Origin of the sequence: Leucobacter salsicius M1-8 (genome assembly GCF_000350525.1) — a bacterium.
In the GTDB taxonomy this organism is placed as follows: Bacteria; Actinomycetota; Actinomycetes; order Actinomycetales; family Microbacteriaceae; genus Leucobacter; species Leucobacter salsicius.
The window spans coordinates 94740-114305 of sequence record NZ_AOCN01000026.1 but is presented as its reverse complement, the minus strand read 5'-3'; the positions used below and the strand labels follow the sequence as shown (position 1 = coordinate 114305).

Annotated in this window: 20 protein-coding genes, 1 tRNA gene and 1 other RNA gene; 7 read left to right on the top strand and 15 right to left on the bottom strand. The window is 63.8% G+C overall.

The window, feature by feature from the left end:
• A complete protein-coding gene (glnA, locus tag C795_RS0112915; protein WP_017794169.1) occupies positions 1–1338 on the bottom strand; it encodes a type I glutamate--ammonia ligase in 1338 nt (445 codons plus the stop codon).
• A 124-nt stretch (positions 1339–1462) separates the two neighbouring features.
• On the bottom strand, positions 1463–1666 hold the full coding sequence (locus C795_RS0112910) for a hypothetical protein (RefSeq protein WP_017794168.1): 204 nt from the start codon (positions 1664–1666) through the stop codon (positions 1463–1465).
• A 49-nt stretch (positions 1667–1715) separates the two neighbouring features.
• Between C795_RS0112910 and map the strand changes: the two genes are divergently transcribed.
• On the top strand, positions 1716–2585 hold the full coding sequence (map, locus tag C795_RS0112905; protein ID WP_026139667.1) for a type I methionyl aminopeptidase: 870 nt from the start codon (positions 1716–1718) through the stop codon (positions 2583–2585).
• A 6-nt stretch (positions 2586–2591) separates the two neighbouring features.
• Here the strand turns inward: map and C795_RS0112900 are convergent, their stop codons facing one another.
• The gene (locus C795_RS0112900) at positions 2592–3203 is read right to left on the bottom strand and encodes a hypothetical protein (protein WP_157487141.1); all 612 of its coding nucleotides are present in this window, start codon (positions 3201–3203) and stop codon (positions 2592–2594) included.
• 183 nt (positions 3204–3386) lie between these two features.
• Between C795_RS0112900 and C795_RS17310 the strand changes: the two genes are divergently transcribed.
• Positions 3387–3563 (top strand): hypothetical protein, encoded by a 177-nt coding sequence (locus tag C795_RS17310; protein ID WP_157487140.1) that lies wholly within the window; start codon positions 3387–3389, stop codon positions 3561–3563.
• Positions 3564–3764: 201 nt separating this feature from the next.
• On the opposite strand, the gene C795_RS0112890 is transcribed toward C795_RS17310, so the two are convergent.
• The 7 genes from C795_RS0112890 to C795_RS0112860 all read right to left on the bottom strand — a co-directional run bounded on the left by C795_RS0112890 (position 3765) and on the right by C795_RS0112860 (position 9904).
• Positions 3765–4987 (bottom strand): IS3 family transposase gene (locus tag C795_RS0112890; protein ID WP_157487079.1). Its coding sequence is split into 2 segments (ribosomal slippage): positions 3765–4714 and positions 4714–4987, totalling 1224 coding nucleotides; the frame shifts between segments, so codons are not numbered across the junction.
• Between the two features lie 159 nt (positions 4988–5146).
• An RNA gene (rnpB, locus tag C795_RS16705) (RNase P RNA component class A) lies at positions 5147–5526 on the bottom strand.
• 75 nt (positions 5527–5601) lie between these two features.
• Positions 5602–6333, bottom strand: a complete 732-nt coding sequence (locus C795_RS0112880) for a zinc ribbon domain-containing protein (RefSeq protein ID WP_017794164.1) — start codon at positions 6331–6333, stop codon at positions 5602–5604.
• A 10-nt stretch (positions 6334–6343) separates the two neighbouring features.
• Entirely contained in the window at positions 6344–7183 is an 840-nt protein-coding gene (locus C795_RS0112875) for a Nif3-like dinuclear metal center hexameric protein (protein ID WP_017794163.1), read from the bottom strand.
• A 5-nt stretch (positions 7184–7188) separates the two neighbouring features.
• Positions 7189–7854, bottom strand: coding sequence for a methionine ABC transporter permease (locus tag C795_RS0112870; protein ID WP_017794162.1), 666 nt, complete (start codon positions 7852–7854; stop codon positions 7189–7191).
• Positions 7854–8882 (bottom strand): methionine ABC transporter ATP-binding protein, encoded by a 1029-nt coding sequence (locus tag C795_RS0112865; RefSeq protein ID WP_017794161.1) that lies wholly within the window; start codon positions 8880–8882, stop codon positions 7854–7856. The genes C795_RS0112870 and C795_RS0112865 overlap by 1 nt, the downstream gene beginning before the upstream one ends.
• Before the next feature lie 137 nt (positions 8883–9019).
• The gene (locus tag C795_RS0112860) at positions 9020–9904 is read right to left on the bottom strand and encodes a MetQ/NlpA family ABC transporter substrate-binding protein (protein WP_017794160.1); all 885 of its coding nucleotides are present in this window, start codon (positions 9902–9904) and stop codon (positions 9020–9022) included.
• 228 nt (positions 9905–10132) lie between these two features.
• On the opposite strand from C795_RS0112860, the gene C795_RS0112855 reads away from it, so the two are divergent.
• The 4 genes from C795_RS0112855 (at position 10133) to C795_RS0112840 (ending at position 14453) form a co-directional block, all read left to right on the top strand.
• Positions 10133–11569 (top strand): glyceraldehyde-3-phosphate dehydrogenase, encoded by a 1437-nt coding sequence (locus C795_RS0112855; protein ID WP_017794159.1) that lies wholly within the window; start codon positions 10133–10135, stop codon positions 11567–11569.
• 125 nt (positions 11570–11694) lie between these two features.
• On the top strand, positions 11695–12540 hold the full coding sequence (locus tag C795_RS0112850) for a universal stress protein (RefSeq protein ID WP_017794158.1): 846 nt from the start codon (positions 11695–11697) through the stop codon (positions 12538–12540).
• 1 nt (position 12541) lies between these two features.
• Positions 12542–13189 (top strand): MBL fold metallo-hydrolase, encoded by a 648-nt coding sequence (locus C795_RS0112845; protein ID WP_017794157.1) that lies wholly within the window; start codon positions 12542–12544, stop codon positions 13187–13189.
• A gap of 22 nt (positions 13190–13211) precedes the next feature.
• Positions 13212–14453 (top strand): MFS transporter, encoded by a 1242-nt coding sequence (locus C795_RS0112840; RefSeq protein ID WP_017794156.1) that lies wholly within the window; start codon positions 13212–13214, stop codon positions 14451–14453.
• Between the two features lie 81 nt (positions 14454–14534).
• Here C795_RS0112840 and C795_RS0112835 read toward each other — a convergent pair whose 3' ends face one another.
• The 3 genes from C795_RS0112835 to C795_RS17610 form a co-directional block, all read right to left on the bottom strand.
• Positions 14535–15626, bottom strand: coding sequence for a glutathione S-transferase family protein (locus C795_RS0112835; RefSeq protein WP_017794155.1), 1092 nt, complete (start codon positions 15624–15626; stop codon positions 14535–14537).
• A 35-nt stretch (positions 15627–15661) separates the two neighbouring features.
• Entirely contained in the window at positions 15662–16177 is a 516-nt protein-coding gene (locus C795_RS0112830) for a flavin reductase family protein (RefSeq protein ID WP_017794154.1), read from the bottom strand.
• Between the two features lie 557 nt (positions 16178–16734).
• Positions 16735–17511, bottom strand: a complete 777-nt coding sequence (locus C795_RS17610; protein ID WP_232225493.1) for a hypothetical protein — start codon at positions 17509–17511, stop codon at positions 16735–16737.
• Between C795_RS17610 and C795_RS17880 the strand changes: the two genes are divergently transcribed.
• Positions 17482–18825 carry an FUSC family protein gene (locus C795_RS17880; RefSeq protein ID WP_408605771.1) on the top strand — a complete coding sequence of 448 codons (1344 nt, stop codon included), beginning with the start codon at positions 17482–17484 and terminating at the stop codon, positions 18823–18825. The genes C795_RS17610 and C795_RS17880 overlap by 30 nt on opposite strands.
• Here C795_RS17880 and C795_RS0112810 read toward each other — a convergent pair.
• Both C795_RS0112810 and C795_RS0112805 read right to left on the bottom strand, forming a co-directional pair.
• Positions 18782–18857: transfer RNA gene (locus C795_RS0112810), tRNA-Val, on the bottom strand. The genes C795_RS17880 and C795_RS0112810 overlap by 44 nt on opposite strands.
• A 76-nt stretch (positions 18858–18933) precedes the next feature.
• Positions 18934–19395 carry a peroxiredoxin gene (locus tag C795_RS0112805; protein ID WP_026139663.1) on the bottom strand — a complete coding sequence of 154 codons (462 nt, stop codon included), beginning with the start codon at positions 19393–19395 and terminating at the stop codon, positions 18934–18936.
• Between the last annotated feature and the right edge of the window lie 171 nt (positions 19396–19566).

Genomic DNA, 19566 nt, shown 5'->3' with positions numbered 1-19566 from the left:
TTACACCGTGTCAAGCATCGAGGCGAGCTCGTAGGGCGTCACCTGGCTGTGATACTCGGCCACCTCGCGGCGCTTGTCGCGAATCAGGTAGGCGAAGACCTGCTCGCCCAGCGTCTCGGCGACGAGCTCCGAGCGCTCCATCACCGCGAGCGCGTGGTCGAGGCTCGTGGGCAGAGCGTCGAAGCCCATCGCCCGCCGCTCGCCATCGCTGAGCGCCCAGACGTTGTTCTCGGCCTCGGGTGGCAGCTCGTACTCTTCCTCGATGCCCTTCAGACCCGCGGCGAGCAGTACGGAGAAGCCCAGGTAGGGGTTCACGGCGCTGTCCATGCCACGGTACTCGACGCGCGCGGCGCCACCCTTGCCCGGCTTGTACATCGGCACGCGCACGAGGGCCGAACGGTTGTTGTGGCCCCAGCTCACGAACGAGGGTGCCTCATCGCCGCCCCACAGTCGCTTGTACGAGTTGATGTACTGGTTCGTGACCGCGGTGATCTCGGGGGCGTGCCGCAGGAGACCCGCGACGAAGCGACGCCCCGTCTGCGACAGCTGGTGCTTGGCGCCAGCGTCGTAGAAGGCGTTCGTGTCGCCCTCGAATAGTGACAGATGCGTGTGCATGCCCGATCCGGGCTGGCCCGCGAGCGGCTTGGGCATGAAGGTGGCGTGCACGCCCTGCGAGATCGCGACCTCCTTCACCACCGTGCGGAAGGTCATGATGTTGTCCGCGGTCGTGAGCGCGTCGGCGTAGCGCAGATCGATCTCGTTCTGACCGGGGCCCGCCTCGTGGTGGCTGAACTCGACAGATATACCGAGGTCCTCCAGCATCTCGACGCTCTCGCGTCGGAAATCGTGCGCGGTACCGCCGGGAACGTTGTCGAAGTAGCCGGCGCGATCGACGGGAATCGGCCCCTCGGGGCCAAACTCCTTCGACTTCAGCAGGTAGAACTCGATCTCGGGGTGCGTGTAGAACGTGAAGCCGCGATCGGCCGCGTGCTCAAGCGTGCGCTTGAGCACGTTGCGGGGGTCGGCCACCGCCGGCTCGTCGTTGGGTGTCCGAATGTCGCAGAACATGCGGGCGGTCGGGGCCTGCTGGCTGCGCCAGGGCAGCAGCTGAAATGTGGCCGGATCCGGTACCGCGAGCAAGTCAGACTCGTAAGCCCGCGTGAGACCCTCGATTGCGGAGCCGTCGAAGCCGATGCCCTCGTTGAAGGCACCCTCGACCTCGGCGGGCGCGAGCGCCACAGATTTGAGTGTGCCCGACACGTCGGTAAACCACAGGCGCACAAACTTCACGCCGCGCTCTTCGATGGTGCGGAGAACAAAATCTCGCTGCTTGCTCACGCCTGCTCCGTCCTACTTCAAGGTCGACCGGTTGCGCGGTGCAAGCGATCACTGGCAAACCATACCGCGCGCCCGTAACGAACGTGTTACACGGGCGCGCGGTAAGTGGAAAACTGCGTGGAGACTACGTCTCGTCTGCGTCTTCCTCGTTCCACAGACGGGCCTTTTCATTGACGATGGCCTGTGCGTGTTCCGCGAGCTCGCGGGTCTTGAACGGACCGATGCGGTCTACGCCGGGCGACTGCGGCCCGCGCTCGACCTGCTTCGTGAGCGTGTTGAACCAGTAGGTCTCTTCGGGGTCATCGACACCCCAGTCTTGACTGCTCATGATATTCGCCTCCTTTAGCGCGTTTCGTGCGCACTCCTAGGATAGAGCTATGCCATTCGATTCACACGGACATTTGATGCCAGGTTCGCTCCCGAACATTCGCCAGGTGCCGCAGGAAATTGTGCGCCCCCCCTATGTGGGGCTCAAGACCCCGCCACCGCATGTGGGCGACAATACCTACACCACTGAAGAAGTTGATCGCATTCGCGCGGCAGGCCGCGTTGCATCGCGGGCGCTCGACGCCGTCGCTGAGGTTGTGCGGCCCGGGGTAACGACTGCCGAGCTCGATCGCGTGGCGCACGAATACGTCATCTCGCAGGGTGCTTACCCGTCGACGCTTGGATACCGCGGGTATCGCGCTTCGTCGTGCACGTCGGTCAACGAAGTGATCTGCCATGGCGTGCCAGACGACACCGTGCTGCGCGAGGGCGACATTGTGAATGTGGATGTCACCGCCTACCTCGATGGCATGCACGGTGATCTCAACCGCACGTTTCGGGTCGGCGAGGTATCCGAGGAAGTGAACCTGCTGATTGAGCGCACGCATGAGGCCATGATGCGTGGCATTAGGGCAGCCAAGCCCGGGCGCGCCGTCAACGTGATCGGCCGAGTGATCGAAACCTACGCTAAGCGATTTGGCTACGGCGTGGTGCGCGATTTTACGGGACACGGCGTTGGGTCGTCATTCCACTCGGGGCTCATCATTCCCCACTACGACTCCGCTCCCGCATACGGCGACATCATTGTGCCGGGCATGGTGTTTACCGTCGAGCCAATGCTGACCCTCGGCACGCACGAATGGCGCCAGTGGGATGACGGATGGACGGTGACGACGCGCGACAAGAGCGTAACGGCGCAGTTCGAGCACACCATCGTGGTGCGAGAGGACGGCTTCGAGCTCTTGACGGTCTCGGATTAGCGCGAATTACTCCCTACGCAACTTCGTTGCAGAACTCGTGCTGGTGCCGTCACTGCGACTCCAGGTTGATGAGTAATAGATGCCGTCGGGGCCGCTGAGAAGTGAGACCTCGGCCACATCAGCGCAGGCGTTATCGGGATTGCGGGTCACGCGCTCCAAGAAATTCACCTGGAGGTTCTGTGGGTGCGTCGCGGTCTCGTCAAGAAACGAGACCTTGGCGGGCGTCCAAGTTCCGCTGCAATTGAGGCCCTGATACTCGAACGAGCCCTCGATCAGGCAGCCGTCGTCGCTGAGAACGGTGCGGAGCCGGTACTGGGCACCCCGTGGTTCAACGATGTCGCCCACCCACACTCCCGACGCCTTTTCTCCGGTGAGCAGGACCGAGCGCTTTTCTGTCCCGTCGATGCAGAGCGAAGGTCCAGACGCAAGAGTGTCAGCTGATTCGGCTGGATCGTCCACCGAGGGAGCTGTAACCTCCGGCTCGGAGGGGGTGGCGTTGGCCTCGTTCTCGCTGGAAGCACCAGCTCTATCGGTGTTGGAAACGAGAAGCGATAGATCGAACTGGCCGCACCCGGTCAACGTGCTGCCGAGCGCGATCACGCAAAGCACAGCTGCCAATCGGTGGTTGTTTCGAAAAGAATGACGCAATCTAACTGACTCCTGGGGTCGACGCTGACGCATTTTGTTGAGAGTCATCATATCGGCGCCGGGTGCCGAGTGCGAATCTACGATGGGTCCCGGCCTGCCCGTGCTTTTGTCACCGCGCAGGCGCATACTGGAAGGGAGGAAAAGAGGTGCATTATGCAACCACCAGATGTCATGTTTCTCGAAGTCATGCTCGTTGCGTTGGCCATGATTCTCTTCGGAGCCACCATCGCTGGCGTCGGCTTTCTCCTGTGGGTTGGAATCGTGCTCACCGTGGGAATCGGCGCATGGTGGGTGGTGAGTAGATACCGGCGGCACGGGACCCACTATTAGTCGTGGGACTTGAGATGAGGCGGAATTGGCCAGATCATACGCCGGGATCTAGGTGCGCAATCTACCACCAACGCTCGCCGCCACTCGAATAGGCTCGGTAAGTGCTTCTGACCTGGGGTTATTAATGGGTTAATACGATCACTAGAGTTCGCCCGAAATCACTATGATTTGGCCTGACTAAAGTTCCGACATGGTTGTCCGTTACATCGTCAGTGCGGGCAACGGTTCAGTGACAGCGTAGTACGCCGCTTCAACCTCTGCAGGGGTACGCATATCAAGCTCCCCGTGAAGGCGTTCGTTGTTCCACCACCACACATATTCCAACGTCGCAAGCTCGACCTGCTCGACCGTTTTCCAAGGCCCCTGCTGCCTGATCAATTCGGCTTTGTAGAGCGCGTTCACTGCTTCAGCCATCGAATTGTCGTAGCTATCGCCGACTGTCCCGGTTGACGGGATCGCGCCGAGCTCTGCGACCCGGTTGGTGTAGACCATCGACATATAATTCGAGCCGTGGTCGCTGTGATGCACCAACCCCTCGAGATCACCACCGGCCTGCCAGGCCGCCATCTCAAGCGCTTGCAACGGCAATACCTCGGCCTTGAGTGTTGAAGCGACATTCCAGCCGACGATTCTGCGCGAGTACACGTCGGTCACGAACGATACGTACGCGAACCCAGACCACGTCGCAACATAGGTGATGTCGACGACCCACAACCGCTTCGGTGCTGCCGCAGTGAAGTTCCGATTCACGAGATCACCTGGCAGCCGGTCCGCCGGGTCGCTCTTCGTGGTGAATGCCCGTTTCGAGCGTTGCACGCCGCGTACTCCAGCGATCTTCATGAGCCGCTCGCAGGCGTCACGGCCAATTTCCCAGCCCTCACGCCGCAATAGGGCATGCATTTTGCGGCGACCATACACGCCGTAATGCTTGTGGTGGAGGCGCGTGATCTCCGGGATGAGGATCTCATCACGGAGGTGCCTAGCTGAAGGCAGCCGGTTCCTCGCTGCCCGATACCCGCGTGAGGTGAGGAAACCACGGACTGCCGCACGTAGCGTGCGGCAGAGGAACTCGACCCCGAAACGATCACGATACTTATCGATGAATCGGATCATTTCGATCGTGGCCGGTCGAGTTCCTGCGCGAAAAATATGCTCGCAGCTTTGAGAACTTCATTCGCTTTCCGAAGCTCCGCATTCTCGCGGCGCAACCGACGGTTCTCTTCATTCATATCGGTGGTGACACCGGGCTTCGCGCCAGCGTCGACCTGGGTTTGGCGATGCCAGACGCGAAGCGTGTCGGGCGAGACTCCAAGGAGCCCGCCGATGTGTTTACTCGCCGCATGAAGACTTGCGTGTTCGGGTAGAGCTTCGGTGAGCATGCGGAGGGCGCGCTCACGGAACTCGGGTTCGTATTTCTTGGCCATGGTGTTCCTATCCTTGTAAAAGATCGGAACTTTAACCAGGCCAAATCAACTGCGTGAATCCCCATCGTGTCCCAATTATGTCCCGAACTACTTTTCCAGCAGGCTGAAACGAAAAAGCCCCAGACTCTGGCATGAATATGACGAAGTCTGGGGCTTAGCGGAATGGGCCAGATCATACGCCGGGTTCTGTGGCTCTGGAGCGCAAACTCCAGAGTGACGACCATCTCTCTACGAATGCCGTTACCGACACCCTCTAGCGGCCTACCCGAGGACTCAGCGGGGCGCTTCAACATCCTCTGTCTGGCCTTGCTCCGAACGAGGTTTACCTGGCCGCCCGTGTTGCCACGAGCGCCGGTGGTCTCTTACACCACCCTTTCAGCCTTACCAACCATGGCAAGCCATGGAAGGCGGTCTACTCTCTGTTGCACTTTCTCGCGGGTTGCCCCGGGTGGGTGTTACCCACCGTTCTCCCCTGCGGAGCCCGGACGTTCCTCGGCGCGTACACTTGCGTGCCGCGACGCGGCCGTCTCACCGACCCATTCCGAAAACAACTATACCGGTCGCCGCTGGAGAGCGACGACCGGCATAGGGGACAAACAGTGCCCGAATCCCGCTTACGCGGCTTCTTCGACCTGCACCAGGATCGCTCCGGTGCCGGGGCAGAAGATGACCTCGTCGGGCCCGGCGGCGCGAATGTCAGCGAGCTCTGCGGGCGCGAGAGCCATGTTGCTCGCCTCCGAGATGTTGCCGCGCAGGCGGGCCGCACCGAAGCCGAGTCGGCCGCGCAGCGATTCGTACAGGGTGTAGAGGTCGCGCTGCAGCTCGGCCGAGAGGCCCTCGCGCTCCTTCTTGTTGATCGCGAGCTCGCGGTTGATCGCGGCCTCAGCCTCGTCGAGCTCACACTGGAACTCCGCCCGACGCCCGTCGACACCCTCGAGCACGGCAGTCGCTGCGGCAAACGCCGTCTGCGCCGCCTCCTGCAGCTCCATGATCTCGAGCTGCTTCTCCTCAAGGACCCCGTTGCGGGCGGCGAGCTGCTCGAGTTCCGCTGTGAGCGCCTGCGCTTCCTTGGGAGCGGTCGACACCGCGAGCTTCTCCTCGTCGCGCTTGACGCGCTGCGCCACGAGGTCAACATCTGAAGCGATGCGATCGAACTCGGCGGTGTGGGCGTCGAGCTCGCGCTGCGCAGCCATGAAGTCCTGCTTCGCGGCGGTCAACTCGCCCGCCAAGCCTGCGAGCGCAGCGCGCTGGGGCAGCATCTTTCGTTTGCGCAGCTGCTGTGCGATCAGTGTGTCGAGATCCTGCAGGTCAAGCAGCAGTCGCTGCTGGCGGGGGCTAGCCTTCATGCCCCTAAGCCTACCGGCCCGAGTCGGCCCCCACCGCAAAGGTCCATGGATCGGTGCGCAACTGACTCACACGCACCTCCACGCCGGGCAGCAAACGCTCGAGCGTTTCGGCCGCCCCGTCGAGCCACAGTGACTCGCTCGCCCAGTGCGCCACGTCGACGAGCGCAGGCCCGCCGGCCGCGAGCGACAGTTCGAGCGATTCCTGTGCCGGGTGATGGCGCAGGTCGCTCGTGAGATAGACGTCAGCCCCGCGCACAGCGGGGTGATCGAGCAGGCTGTCACCGGCGCCCCCGAGCAGAGCGATGCGCTGCACGGCACGATCCGGATCGCCCGCGACACGTACCCCGCTCACCGTGGCCGGCAAGATCGCGGCCACGCGTGCCGCGAATGCTGCGAGGCTTTCGGGCGCCGCGAGGGTACCGACGCGGCCGATGCCGATCGCCGGATCCTGGGCCAGCGGCACGATCGGCGTTGCGTCCGTGAGCCCCAGTCGCGCCGCGATCACATCTGACACGCCGCCTTCGGGCTGGTCGGCGTTGGTGTGGGCAGCGAACAGGGCGCACTCGCCTCGAATGAGGCTCGCGAGCAGGACACCCTTCGAGGTGTCCTCGGCGAGCGTGTGAATACCGCGCAGCAGCAGCGGGTGGTGCGTGAGTAGGGCGCTCGCGCCCCACTCGAGCGCCTCCGTCACCGTCGCGTCGACCGCGTCGACCGCAAGCAGCACCCGCTCCAGCGGGGCGTCGTCGCGGCCACTAACGAGCCCGACCCGATCCCACGACTCTACGGTCGCGGCTGGCCACAGCTGCTCGGCGACCCGGCGCAGGTCTGCGATGGTGTGTGAAGCGGTCATGGGTGTTACCTCCGAAGCTGGCGGCGGGCGAAGATGTTGCCGAGCAGTTGGACGAGCTGCACGAGGATCACGATGACGAGCACGGCGGCCCACGTGACCCAAGGGTTGAACTGTCGGTAGCCGTACTGCAGGGCAAGGTTACCGAGGCCACCGCCACCGATGACGCCGGCCATGGCAGTCATATCAACGACCGCGATGAACGCGAAGGTGTAGCCGAGCACGAGCGGGCCGAGACCCTCGGGGATCAGCACGGTGCGGATGATCCGGAACGGGCTCGCGCCCATGGCGCGCGCCGCCTCGATAACCCCAGGGGGCACCGTGAGCAGGTTCTGCTCGACCAGCCGGGCGATGCCAAACGTCGCCGCGAACGAGAGCACAAAGATGAGCGCGCGGTCGCCGATGCCGGTGCCCACGACCGCACGAGCGACGGGCTGCAGCGCCGCGATCAGGATCACGAAGGGGATCGGGCGGAAGAAGTTGACAAGCAGGTTCAGTACCCAGAACACGCTGCGTTGGGCGAGCAGGCCGCCCTGGCGTGTCACGGTGAGCAGCACGCCAATAACGAGACCAAGCACGCCGCCGATGCCCATGGCGAAGACCACGTACACGAGCGTTTGGATGGTTGCCTCGAGGAACTTGCCGTTCGCGAGGAGTTCAAGTAGCCGGTCCATTACGCCAGCACCTCCAGTTCGGTCTGCTGGGCGAGGGCCGCAATGGCGTGTTCAACACGGAGCTCGTCGCCGATGAGCTCGAGGGTGAGCTTGCCGAATGAGCGGCCACCCACCTCTGCGACGCCGCCGTGCACGATACTCACGGTGACACCGCGCTCGGCGAGCGTGGTGAACACGACGGGCTGATCAACGTCGCCGTCACGGAACGTGAGGCTGACGAGGCGGCCGCGGTGGCGTTCCATGAGCGTGGCGAGGTGCTCCTGCGTCGGCTCGCTCGGCAGGGCCGTGGCCACAAACTTGCGGGTGGTATCGGTCTGGGGGGCTGAGAACACCTCGAACACGTCGCCCTGTTCCACCGCCCGTCCCGAGTCCATCACGGTGACGCGGTGCGCGATCTCACGCACAACCTCCATCTCGTGAGTGATGAGAATGATGGTGATGCCCAGCTCGGCGTTGACGCGCTTGAGGAGCGCAAGCACTTCCTGCGAGGTCTCGGGGTCGAGGGCGCTGGTGGCCTCGTCGGCAAGCAGCACGCCGGGGTTCGTGGCGAGGGCGCGCGCGATGCCGACGCGCTGCTTCTGGCCGCCCGAAAGCTGGTCGACGAACGCCGAGCCCCGGTCCCCCAGGCCCACGAAGTCGAGCAGCTCGGCGACCCGGGCTTTGCGCTCCTCGGCGGGCATGCCGGCGACAATGAGCGGGTACTCAACGTTCTTCGCGGCGGTCTTTGAATGAAAAAGGTTGAACTGCTGAAAGATCATGCCGATCTTCTGGCGCACGGGGCGAAGCTCTCGCTCGCGCAGCGCGGTGAGTTCGTCCTCCCCTACCCGGATCAAGCCGCTCGTGGCCCGCTCGAGGCCATTGATGAGCCGCAGGAGGGTGCTCTTGCCCGCTCCCGAGTAGCCGATGATGGCATGAATTTCGCCCGAAGCGACGTCGATCGAGACGTCTTCGACGGCGACGATGTCGCTGCCGCCCTTCTGTGGGGCCGGGTAGCGTTTACCGACGCCGCTCAGTTGCACGCGTGTCATGGGGTCCTCTCGCCGCCGAGTGTTCAGTCTATTTTTACCGGAGTGTGCCGACAATACGAATCGGGGTGACGAGAAATCTCGTCACCCCGATGTGTATGCTCCGGATCGCCCACCGATGAGGGCGCTGCCTGCAGTGCTTACTGAGCGCTGTAGTCCTTCTCGGCCTGAGCGAGAATCTTGGCCAGCTCAGCCTCGGGCGTCTTCACGAGCACCGCACCGTCACCCACGTAGTCCTTGACGGCCTTCTGCACGTCGGCGTTGTTCTGGTAAATGTCGACGAGCTTGAGGTAGGTCTCGTTGTCCTTGTCCTCAGCGCGAGCCGCGAAGATGTTGGTGTAGGGGGCAGCGGCTGCGTCTTCTGCGCTGTCGGCACCGAGTGAGTCCGAGAACTTCAGGCCTGAGGGCTCAACGAAGTCGTTGTTGACCACGCCTGCGTCCACGTCGGGAAGTGCACCGGGAATGCCGGCTGCGTCGAGCTCGGTCACCTTGACCTTGGACTTGTCGGCGATGATGTCCTCGAGGGTCGAACCTGAGTTGCCGCCATCCTTGAGCTCGATTAGGCCGAGCTTCTGCAGTACGAGGAGTGCGCGTGCACGGTTTGACTCGTCGTTCGGGACGGCAACCGTGCCACCCACGGGGATCTCGTCCAGGCTCTTGTACTTACTCGAGAACAGGTTCATCGGATAGATCACTGTCGAGCCGAGCGCGACCAGATCGTCGCCTGCGTCAACGTTGTGCGCCGCCAGGTAGGCGATGTGCTGGAACTGGTTGAGATCGAGCTCACCCTCCGACACCAGCGGGTTGGGCTGCGGGTACTCGGCGAAGTCCTTGATCTCGACCGTAATGCCCTCTTCAGCGGCTACCTCGACGAAGGTTTCCCAGTAGGGCTGACCGCCGGGCACGACACCAATGGTAACGACCTCGTCGCTTGCAGCCGGTGCGCAGCCCGCAAGCGTCGCTGCTCCAGCGAGTGCGAGTGCAGTGATTGAGGCGGTGATGAAGCCACGCTTCTTGCTGAACATGTCGGAGCCCTCCCAGGCATCTCGTAAATTTGTGGTGAAACTGCGCGCTCACTTCTGCCGAGCACACCACCCCGATGAGGGGCGAACAAGACCAGCCTGAGGCACAGTGCACACACCTGCGAAATCGCCGTGTCATACAGCGTCACAGGCATGGGATACTAGTCGCGACACTCTTCGTCGCGGCGGGCAGGCCGAACTTGTCAACATCGAAAGGAATCTTCCGTTTTCATGATCCAGCGTGCTGATGCTCACCTCGAGGCTTGGAAGGCGAAGCAGGAACTCGCAGAGCGGATGATTCCGCTGATCGGCCAGCTCTACCGCGAACACGACATCGTGATGTCGGTACACGGTCGTTCACTTATTGGCCGGTCACCGATTGACATTATTCGGGCGCACAACTTCGCCCGCAAGATCGATGACGCCGAACTGTCACTCGCCGAGACCTCGGCCATCGTCGAGGCCATCTCCGAGATCCAGCCGGGCCCCGTCTCGATCGACCTGGCGCTTCTCGCCGCCGGCTTCAACGCTGCGGGCTCAACCGACCTGTCGGCGTACCTGCGCGAGGTTCTCGCCCCCGCTATCGGCGCTGCTCCCAGCACCGGCACCGACGTCGTACTCTACGGCTTTGGCCGGATCGGGCGCCTGCTGGCCCGAATCATCATCGATCACGCCGGCAGTGCGAATGGCTTGAACCTGCGCGCCATCGTCGTGCGCAAGGGCAGCGATGACGACCTCATGAAGCGCGCCAACCTGCTGAAGCGCGATTCGGTACACGGCCCCTTCAACGGCACCATCACGGTGCTCGATGACGAGAACGCGATTCTCGCCAACGGCGTACGCATCCAGGTGATTTACTCGAACGATCCCGCATCGGTCGATTACACCCAGTACGGCATCAAGGACGCGATCCTGGTCGACAACACGGGTATCTGGCGCGACGCTGAGGGCCTGAGCAAGCACCTCCAGAACCAGGGCATCGCCCGCGTGCTCCTCACGGCGCCCGGCAAGGGCGACATGCTGAATGTCGTGTACGGCGTCAACAGCGACAAGATCACCGATCAGCAGATCGTCAGCGCCGCATCGTGCACCACGAACGCGATTACCCCCGTGCTCAAGGTGCTCAACGACCGCTACGGCGTCAAGCGCGGCCACGTCGAGACCGTGCACTCGTACACGAACGATCAGAACCTGATCGACAATTTCCACAAGGGCGACCGTCGCGGCCGCTCGGCGGCACTCAACATGGTGCTCACCGAGACCGGAGCTGCGAAGGCTGTCTCGAAGGCACTGCCCGAGTTCGAGGGCAAGCTCACGGGCAACGCGATCCGCGTTCCCACCCCCGATGTGTCGATGGCTGTGCTCAACCTGCAGCTCGAGCGCGAGACCGACCGCGACGACATCAACGACTTCCTGCGCCAGGTGTCCCTCACGGGTGCACTCCGCACGCAGATCGACTTCGTTGAGTCACCCGAGATCGTGTCGACCGACTTCGTCGGCTCGAACCGCGCGGGCATCGTTGACGGCCTTGCCACCATCGTGACCGGCGACAGCGCCGTGGTCTACGTCTGGTACGACAACGAGTATGGCTACAGCTGCCAGGTCGTTCGCATCATCGAGCAGCTCGCAGGCAGCCACCCGGCCCACCTGCCCGCACTCGACGCGTAGCAGCAACCTCCCGATCGTTTCGGGAACCGAGTAATCTCACGGCGATCGCGCCCACCCTTTCTGGGTGGGCGCGATAGTCTTTTACTAGGGCGCCACTGCAGGCGTCTTGAGTGAAGGGACCTACCATGGCTGAGAAGTATCTCATCGGAGTCGACGGTTCAGAGCACAGCCGAGTCGCGTTGGCCTGGGGCCTTGCGCGAGCGGCCGAGCGCGGAGCCGAAGTTGAACTGCTGCACGTCGCTGATGATTCATTCTTGTCTGAGAGCGTTGCGTTTCTGTCTGAGGCCCAGCAGGCCTCCGAACAGATGCTCGAGGCAGAAACCGCGTACGCAAGGACGCTGGGATTCACCGGCAAGATTATTGGCACCGCCGTCGTGGGTCACCCCATCGCCGAGGTTGAAGAGGCGTCAAAGCGCGCTGACCTGCTCGTACTCGGAGCGCACTCGGGTAGCCGGTTCGCGGGTTCCTTCTTCGGCACTCGCGCGGTGAAGGCGGCGGCAACCGCGCACTGCCCCGTCGCAGTCATCCCCAAGCACGAGGCAGCACCCGGATCAGGCATCGCCGTGGGTATCGATGGATCTGCAGCATCGCAGGTCGCGATCGCCTACGCGGCTGAGGAAGCCTCCATGCGTGGCGTGCCCCTCACCGCCGTATACGCGTGGATGCCACCGCTGACCCCGGGCCTCGAGTACCTCTGGAGCGAGGAGCTCGTCGAGTCGCAGCGCGCCGCCGCTGAAGAGGCGATCGCGATCGGCGTCGCCGGCCTCGCAGAGCGGTACCCCGATCTCGTCATCGAGCGCCGCATCGTGCAGTCGGCCCCCGTCGCCGCCCTGATCCAGGCGGGCGAATCGGCCGAGGCGCTCGTCGTGGGCAGCCGCGGCCGCGGTGGCATCTCCCGACTGCTGCTTGGTTCCGTGAGCCACGGTGTGCTGCAGGCGCTCCCCTGCCCCGTGATCGTGACGCGCGCCTAGTATGAGCGATGCACGTATTGAACAGCTGATCACTAGCGGGTTTATCGGTGTGGGTGCCCCCGGGTTTCCGTCCGAGGGCGTTCCCATCGATAACAACGTGTGGCTGGTGGGCAACGACGAGCAGGTCATGATCGTCGACGCTGGACATGACGCTGCGGCCATCGAGACGGCGGTGGATGGCAGGGACGTGCTGGGCATTCTGCTCACGCACGGGCATCAGGATCACGTCGACGCTGCCGCCGACGTCGCGAAAGCGCTCGACACGCACATCTACCTGCACCCCGCCGACCTGTTTCTGTGGCAAAACGTGTACGGCGAACTGCTGCCCGACTTCGAGCTCGAAGACGGGGCAGCGTTTCGCGTGGCAGGCACCGAGGTGCTGACGCGGCACACCCCGGGCCACACTCCGGGCTCGGTGTGTTTCGTGTTGCCGGGCCTCGACACGGTACTCTCGGGCGATACGTTGTTTCAGGGGGGCCCAGGAGCCACGCGTTGGGATTACTCCAGCTTCCCCGAAATCTTGTCTTCGATCGATCGACAGCTGTTCACGCTGCCCGGCGCCACCCAGGTGCTGCCTGGGCACGGAGCATCGACGTCAATCGAGCTCGAAATACCCGCAATGGAGGCCTGGCGCGCACGAGGCCAGTAGCTCCCCCGCTTGAAAGGCTGGCATGGCTCCGCTCACCCCCACACGACGCGCAATCGCGCTGTTTACACTCGCCCTGGGCGGGTTCGGGATCGGGGTGACGGAGTTCGCCAGCATGGGCCTGCTGCCCGACATTGCTCGCGAGCTGCTTCCAGGCTATGACGAGTCTCCCGAGACCGTCATAGCCCGGGCGGGCGTGCTCATCACCGCGTACGCCCTCGGCGTGGTGGTGGGTGCGCCCGTCTTCGCGGTGCTGGCAGCCCGCATGCAGCAGGCCCGCCTGACCTACCTGCTGCTGGGGCTCTTCATCCTCGGTTCCGTGGCATCTGCGGTGGTGCCCACCTTCGGCTCGCTCGCGATCTTCCGATTCATCGCGGCGCTGCCCCACGGCGCCTACTTTGGCGTGGCATCGCTGATCGCGGCACGCATCATGGGCCCGGGCATGCAGGGCCGCGGCGTCGCGCTCGCGCTCTCGGGGCTCACGATCGCCAACGTCTTCGGCGTGCCGATTGCGACCTGGCTCGGCCAGACCTCGGGCTGGCGCTCGGCCTACGTGCTCGTCGCGGCGATCTTCGTAGTGACGCTCGTACTCGCGCTCATCTTCCTGCCGCGCTACCCGGGCGACCGCACGCGAAGCCCCATGAAGGAGCTGTCGGCCCTCGCCAACGTGCGCGTGTGGATCATGGTCGCCGTCGGTGCGATCGGCTTCGGCGGATTCTTCGCGGTGTACTCCTACATCGCGGAGGTTACGACGCGTGAAACCGGCCTGGGTGCGCATATCGTGCCCTGGGTGCTTGCTTGCCTCGGCGTCGGCATGACCATCGGCAACCTGCTGGGCGGTTGGGCCAGTGACAAGAGCATGTCCCGTACCATCAGCTGGGGCTTCGCCTCGTTCATCGTCTCGCTGATCGCCTACTCGTTCCTCGCGCAGACGGCCGTAGGGCTGTTCGTCTCAGTCTTCTTCATCGGCTTGACCTCGTCGTCGCTGATCCCCACGATCCAGACCCGCCTGATTCGGATCTCGCACGAGTCCGCGCTCCTCGGCGCCGCGATCAACCATGCCGCGTTTAACGTCGGCAACAGCCTCGGCGCGTGGCTCGGCGGCCTCGTGATCGCGGCCGGCCTCGGCTACCGCGCACCCGGCTGGGTGGGCGTCGCGCTCGCGGTGGCTGGCCTGCTGCTGGCTGGCCTTAGCCTCGCGGTTGAGCGGCGCGACAAGACGCGCAGTCTCAACACGGTCGGACTACCGGTGGTGGGCGAGCTCTAGGCTTGGCGATCCGGATCAAGACCGCAAGTGCGTGCGATGATGTGCAGTGTGCACACGCCTCCTGATCCGGATCGAGATGAGTTACCCCAGCGGTGAATGGCCCGCCATCACGCGATCAATCGCGGGCACCGGGCCGGGCGCGCTTCCGTCGCCGAAGGGCGAACCGCCGAGGCGTTCGCGACCGTGCGGCTCGAGCCAACCGGCGAGATCCGGGCCCGCGGGCACAATGCCGGTGGGGTTCACGTCCAGGTGCGTGCCATAGTAGTGCTGCTTGATCTGTACGAAATCGATCGTGTCACCGAAACCGGGCGTCTGAAACAGCTCGCGCGCGTACGCCCACAGATTGGGCATCTCGACGAGCTTGTGGCGGTTGGCCTTGAAGTGCCCGTGGTAGACGGCATCGAAGCGGGCGAGCGTCGTGAATAGCCGCACATCGGCTTCGGTGATCGTGGGACCCATGAGGAACCGGCGGGTCGAGAGCCGCTCTTCGAGCCAGTCCATTGCCGCCCAGAGGCGGTCGTACGCCTGATCGTAAGCGGCCTGGCTGCCAGCAAAGCCACAGCGGTAGACGCCGTTGTTGATCTCGGTGAACACGCGATTGATGACGGGCCACATCTCGTCCATCAGCTCCGCAGGCAGCAGATTGGGTGCGCCGTCACGATGAAACTCGCGCCACTCGGTCGAGAAATCGAGCGTGATCTGCGGGTAATCGTTGGTTACGACCGCGCCCGAGGCGACGTCGACTATCGCTGGCACCGTGATGCCGCGGGGGTAATCGGGGAATCGCTTGAAGTAGTTCTCCTGCAGCCGCTCGGTGCCGAGCACCGGGTCGCGCTGACCCTCATCGAGGTCAAACGTCCATGAGCGCGCGTCGTGGATTGGACCGGGGCGTCCGAGCGAGATCACCTCTTCGAGGCCGAGGAGTCGTCGAACGATGACGGTGCGGTTGGCCCAGGGGCACGCGGCGGCGGCCACGAGGCGGTACTTCCCTGGCTCCACGGGCCAGGCCTGCGCACCCTCGCTGAGACCGAACCCGAGGGTTCCGACCTTGGATGCTGGCGGTGCGGGCAGTGCGCGGACCGCTGCCGGATCGGCGACGATGCGGTCCTCGATGTAGTTTGTGTCTCGTTCGAATGATTCGCCCACAATGTAGGCGGCGGTGTGCTCGGTCATGAAGTCTCCTCTGGATCGTTCTTGCGGCGCTGTACTTATGTCAGGGTATGAAATTTGCGATCGACGTAGACGAGCGGGGCTGCGCTCTCGCCAAACACCGCGTCAAGCACCTCGGCGACCACGATGACGGAGGAGCCGACCGCGAGCGAGTGCATCGTGCGGCAGCGCAGGGCGGCGCGGGCGCCCGGTAGATGCGGCTCGCCCGTGGGGAGAGCCTCCCAACCCTGCTCGGCGGTAAACCGCTCGGAGCCAGAAATGGCGAAGGACTGCGCGAGGTCTGCGTGACGTGCATCGAGCAGGTGCACGAGATAGGTCTCGGCGTTGAGAATACCGCCGGCGCTGCCGGTGGCTCGGGTGACCGAGAACGAGATCGCGGGCGGGTCAATCCCCACGGAGGCAACGCTCGACGCGGTGAGACCAACAGGCCCCGCCGGAGTGTGTGCAGTGATCAGCGAGACGCCAGCGGGGTGTTCCCGGAACGAGCGCTTGAGCGCCTCGGCTCCCGTGGCGGTATCTGCTGCACCTGATTCCTCGGAGATGACTCGTACCATCCTGGTTCCCACTTTCTACGTGCCTGGACAACCGAGCCGCGCAGTGCGGCCCTCATTTGATCGTAACGCGCGGGCCGTGAGGTTATTCCTGGAAGAAGTGCCGCTTGCACACACCTGTGGGCTTTCTGAAGTTAACTTGTCAGAGTGGTTGACACGAGGATTGATTGCCACGTATGGTTCAACCAAGAACTCAACCCCCCTTCCGGGTTCTCTAGGGCCGGTGCCGAACAGCACCGGCCCTCTATTTTTTGGGGCACAGCTGCGGGTGAACCCGAGGATGAGGTTGGGGGTGAAGCGTTGCCCGCGCCTCCGAGCCCGGGCGACGAGGGCGATACGGTCGAAGTGTTTGCATGCTTCGAAGTGAAGGGCTCAGGTCGCCATGTCTCGAGACGCAGGATAACGCCGTGAATACCCGAGGGCGACTCACCAGCATGCTCGCAGCCCAGGATCCAGGTCACGCCCGACTTGCGGTCGCGATAGCCGCCACGGTGGGCACGCTCGCGAGCGCAGCCTTTGGTCAGTTCGTGATCCACGAGTTCCACGGAAATGCTTCGCTGCTAACGGTTTCGCTCTTCCTCTCGGTCCTGGCGGCCAGCATGGTGAAAGGCCCCACCGCCCAGGCCCGGGGCCTCACGGTGGCGCTCATGCTCCCCGTCACGGTTCTCGTCACTGTGTTCGTCACGATGTTGAGCGATCACCGGTGGCTCGTGACTGCCGGGTTCGTTCTCGCGACAGGGCTGGCGATCTGGATGCGGCGATTCGGGCCTCGGGCCACCGCACTCGGTGCAATCGGCTTCATGGCCTACTTTTTTACGCTGCTCATGAAGCCAACGCACAATGAACTCGTTACGTTGTGCCTCGTTACTGCGGGCGCCATCGCCGCCCAGGTGGCAGCGCGCGCGGTGCTGATGCTGATGCTGAAGCGTCCCGCGCGCGAACTCGAGGTGCTTCTGAACGAGCTGCGTGCCGGATCCCGGGCTGCGGTGCAGGTATCGGGCCACCCCCTCGGAGCGGGAAAGGACCGAGAATTGCGTGATGCTCTCGCGCGCCTCGATAACGTGGGCCGGGCCATTACGTCCTGGCAGCGCAGCTTCGACACTGGTCGATATGTCGCGATCAATGAAGCTCGATTGGCCGAGCTCGTGCTCGACGCGCGTGTGGACACCGAAGAGGCTTGCCTTGAGCGTGCCCAGACCTGGGCTGCAAAGGGCACACCGGCATCGGCCACCGCTGTCGCGGACAAATCGGACGAGGCCGAGAGAGCGCTGTACACGGTCCTCGACGCCCGCTCCGCGCCTGCGCAGATGCGCGACGCCCGTGACGTGTCCGAGCAACTGGTCAGGCAGGGCGAGACGCGCGACCTGAGTCTCGCGAGCTACCTCCTGGCGCGAAGCGCCGTCTCTCACGCGCGCCTGCGCGCCGTCAAGTTCTCACATGGCCACGCGCGAGGCAGTGCTGCATCGCCTGCCACGGCAGACTCGGTTCACGGCGACTCCTCGCACGCCCCGCCTCCTGCGCGTGCCGTGCGCACGCGGCGACGGTCGTTGCCCAGGCGCGACTGGGCCCCGACGAGCCGAATGGCCGTTCAGGCGATGATCGCGGCCCTGATTGCGACGGGGGTGGGGGAACTCATTTCGGCGTCTCGCTGGTACTGGGCGGTCCTGACGGCGTTTCTGATCTTTGTCGGTGGAAATTCGCGGAGCGGGGTCTTCACGCGCGCGTATCGTCGCGTGGCGGGAACCGGAGTGGGGCTAGCGATCGGTATTGCGGCTGTTGCACTCTCGGGCTCACACGAACCTGCCGTCGTCGGGGTCTGTGTCATCGCAGTCTTCGGCATGCTCTATTTTGGGCCGCTCAGCTATTTCTACGCCGCGATGTTCGTTTCGGTTCTGCTCGTGGCACTGTTTCGCCTGCTCGGCGTGCTGGACTCGTCGGTGCTCGAGCTGAGACTCGTGGAAACGCTTTCAGGTGCCGTTATTGGCGTGCTCTGTGCCTATCTCATCGTCTCGGCTACGTCTCGGCCGGCACTGCTCGGCAGCGTGGACGCTTACTTCAATGCCCTCGACCGACTCCTCCGCGCGGTGAGAGACCAACGATTTACCGACCAGACAGAGCCGATGCGGCTGCTTCGCGCGGTGGAGTCCGCCCAGGCCAACCTTGACCAGGACGTCACTGCCATGTCGGCAGCCTTCGCGGTCGGCAGCCCGCATCGAGAAAGCGAAGCGGTCCACCTCATGTTCGATGCGAGCAGAGCGAGCGCCCGTCTAGTCCAAGCCGTACTTGCGTCTCAGGGCACTCCGTCGACTGACGGGCCGCGTGTTTCGGTGCTCGAGGACGCAGTTGACCACGTACTTGAGGCCTCTGCAGTCGCGCGCCGGACCCTCCATGGCGAGGACGCAAAGCTCGGGGACGGAAGTGTCGGCCAGAATGCCCCCGTTGCGCTCGTGGTCGACCAACTTCGGGGCGTTCCACAAGGCAATACCGCAACACGAGACGCGCTCCTCGCGCTCGGGCGCATTCACTGGGCCTTGCGGCAGCTCATTGGGAGGCGGGAGAGGGAATCAAAGAAAAACCCCCACTCGGGAGTACCGAGTGGGGGTCATATGGTGGGCCCGGCCGGGATCGAACCGACGACATCCACGGTGTAAACGTGGCGCTCTACCAGCTGAGCTACAGGCCCGCGTGAAGCGAACTCCATAATCATATGGTGGTTCGCCCCAGCTGCGCGAATCGAGAAAACCCGCGCGCGTCGCGGGTTACGCGATGGCCGCGAGAGCTTCCTTGTACGAGGCAAAATCGCGGGCCTGGCCGGGCTCCGTCTCGAACGAGGCCAACACCTTGCGGTCCTCGCCGATCACGAAGGTGGCGCGCGTTGCAATGCCGGCTTCCTCGACGAAAACGCCGAATTGCTTCGAAACCTCTCCGTGAGGCCAGAAGTCGGACAGGATCGAGAACTCGTAGCCCTCGGTCTCAGCCCACGCCTTCAGCGTGTACACCGAGTCAACCGAAACGCCCACGAGGCGCACCTTGCTGTCGGCAAACATTGCGAGGTTGTCGCGCAGTTCGCACAGCTCGTTCGTGCAGATGCCCGAGAATGCCAGGGGGAAGAAGACGAGCGCTACGGGGCCCTCAGCCACGAGCTCCGAGAGCGTGAGCTCCTCGCCGTGCTGGTCCGACAGGGTGAAGTCGGGGGCCTGGGTTCCTACTGCGAGTGACATGTGCTCTCCGTTCTTGGCGCACGCGGCGCCATTCATTTCTTCGGTCACTCCCACCATAGCCATCGGGTGGCACCCCGCGCGCCTCGAATTTTGTGCGAGAACTGACACTATCTGCCATAGAAATCACGATTTTATCGTCGATATTCGCTAGTCTGGTAGGCGGCCCGCGAA

Excerpts from the sequence above, each read along its gene's own strand:
- C795_RS0112860 (WP_017794160.1), bottom strand. The coding sequence starts at position 9,904 with ATGTTCAGCAAGAAGCGTGGCTTCATCACCGCCTCAATCACTGCACTC.
- C795_RS0112850 (WP_017794158.1), top strand. The coding sequence starts at position 11,695 with ATGGCTGAGAAGTATCTCATCGGAGTCGACGGTTCAGAGCACAGCCGA.
- map (WP_026139667.1), top strand. The coding sequence starts at position 1,716 with ATGCCATTCGATTCACACGGACATTTGATGCCAGGTTCGCTCCCGAAC.
- C795_RS0112910 (WP_017794168.1), bottom strand. The coding sequence starts at position 1,666 with ATGAGCAGTCAAGACTGGGGTGTCGATGACCCCGAAGAGACCTACTGG.
- C795_RS0112865 (WP_017794161.1), bottom strand. The coding sequence starts at position 8,882 with ATGACACGCGTGCAACTGAGCGGCGTCGGTAAACGCTACCCGGCCCCA.
- C795_RS0112870 (WP_017794162.1), bottom strand. The coding sequence starts at position 7,854 with ATGGACCGGCTACTTGAACTCCTCGCGAACGGCAAGTTCCTCGAGGCA.
- C795_RS0112805 (WP_026139663.1), bottom strand. The coding sequence starts at position 19,395 with ATGTCACTCGCAGTAGGAACCCAGGCCCCCGACTTCACCCTGTCGGAC.
- C795_RS0112855 (WP_017794159.1), top strand. The coding sequence starts at position 10,133 with ATGATCCAGCGTGCTGATGCTCACCTCGAGGCTTGGAAGGCGAAGCAG.
- C795_RS0112880 (WP_017794164.1), bottom strand. The coding sequence starts at position 6,333 with ATGAAGGCTAGCCCCCGCCAGCAGCGACTGCTGCTTGACCTGCAGGAT.
- C795_RS0112840 (WP_017794156.1), top strand. The coding sequence starts at position 13,212 with ATGGCTCCGCTCACCCCCACACGACGCGCAATCGCGCTGTTTACACTC.
- C795_RS17310 (WP_157487140.1), top strand. The coding sequence starts at position 3,387 with ATGCAACCACCAGATGTCATGTTTCTCGAAGTCATGCTCGTTGCGTTG.
- C795_RS0112875 (WP_017794163.1), bottom strand. The coding sequence starts at position 7,183 with ATGACCGCTTCACACACCATCGCAGACCTGCGCCGGGTCGCCGAGCAG.
- C795_RS0112830 (WP_017794154.1), bottom strand. The coding sequence starts at position 16,177 with ATGGTACGAGTCATCTCCGAGGAATCAGGTGCAGCAGATACCGCCACG.
- C795_RS0112835 (WP_017794155.1), bottom strand. The coding sequence starts at position 15,626 with ATGACCGAGCACACCGCCGCCTACATTGTGGGCGAATCATTCGAACGA.
- C795_RS0112845 (WP_017794157.1), top strand. The coding sequence starts at position 12,542 with ATGAGCGATGCACGTATTGAACAGCTGATCACTAGCGGGTTTATCGGT.
- C795_RS17880 (WP_408605771.1), top strand. The coding sequence starts at position 17,482 with ATGCGCGACGCCCGTGACGTGTCCGAGCAACTGGTCAGGCAGGGCGAG.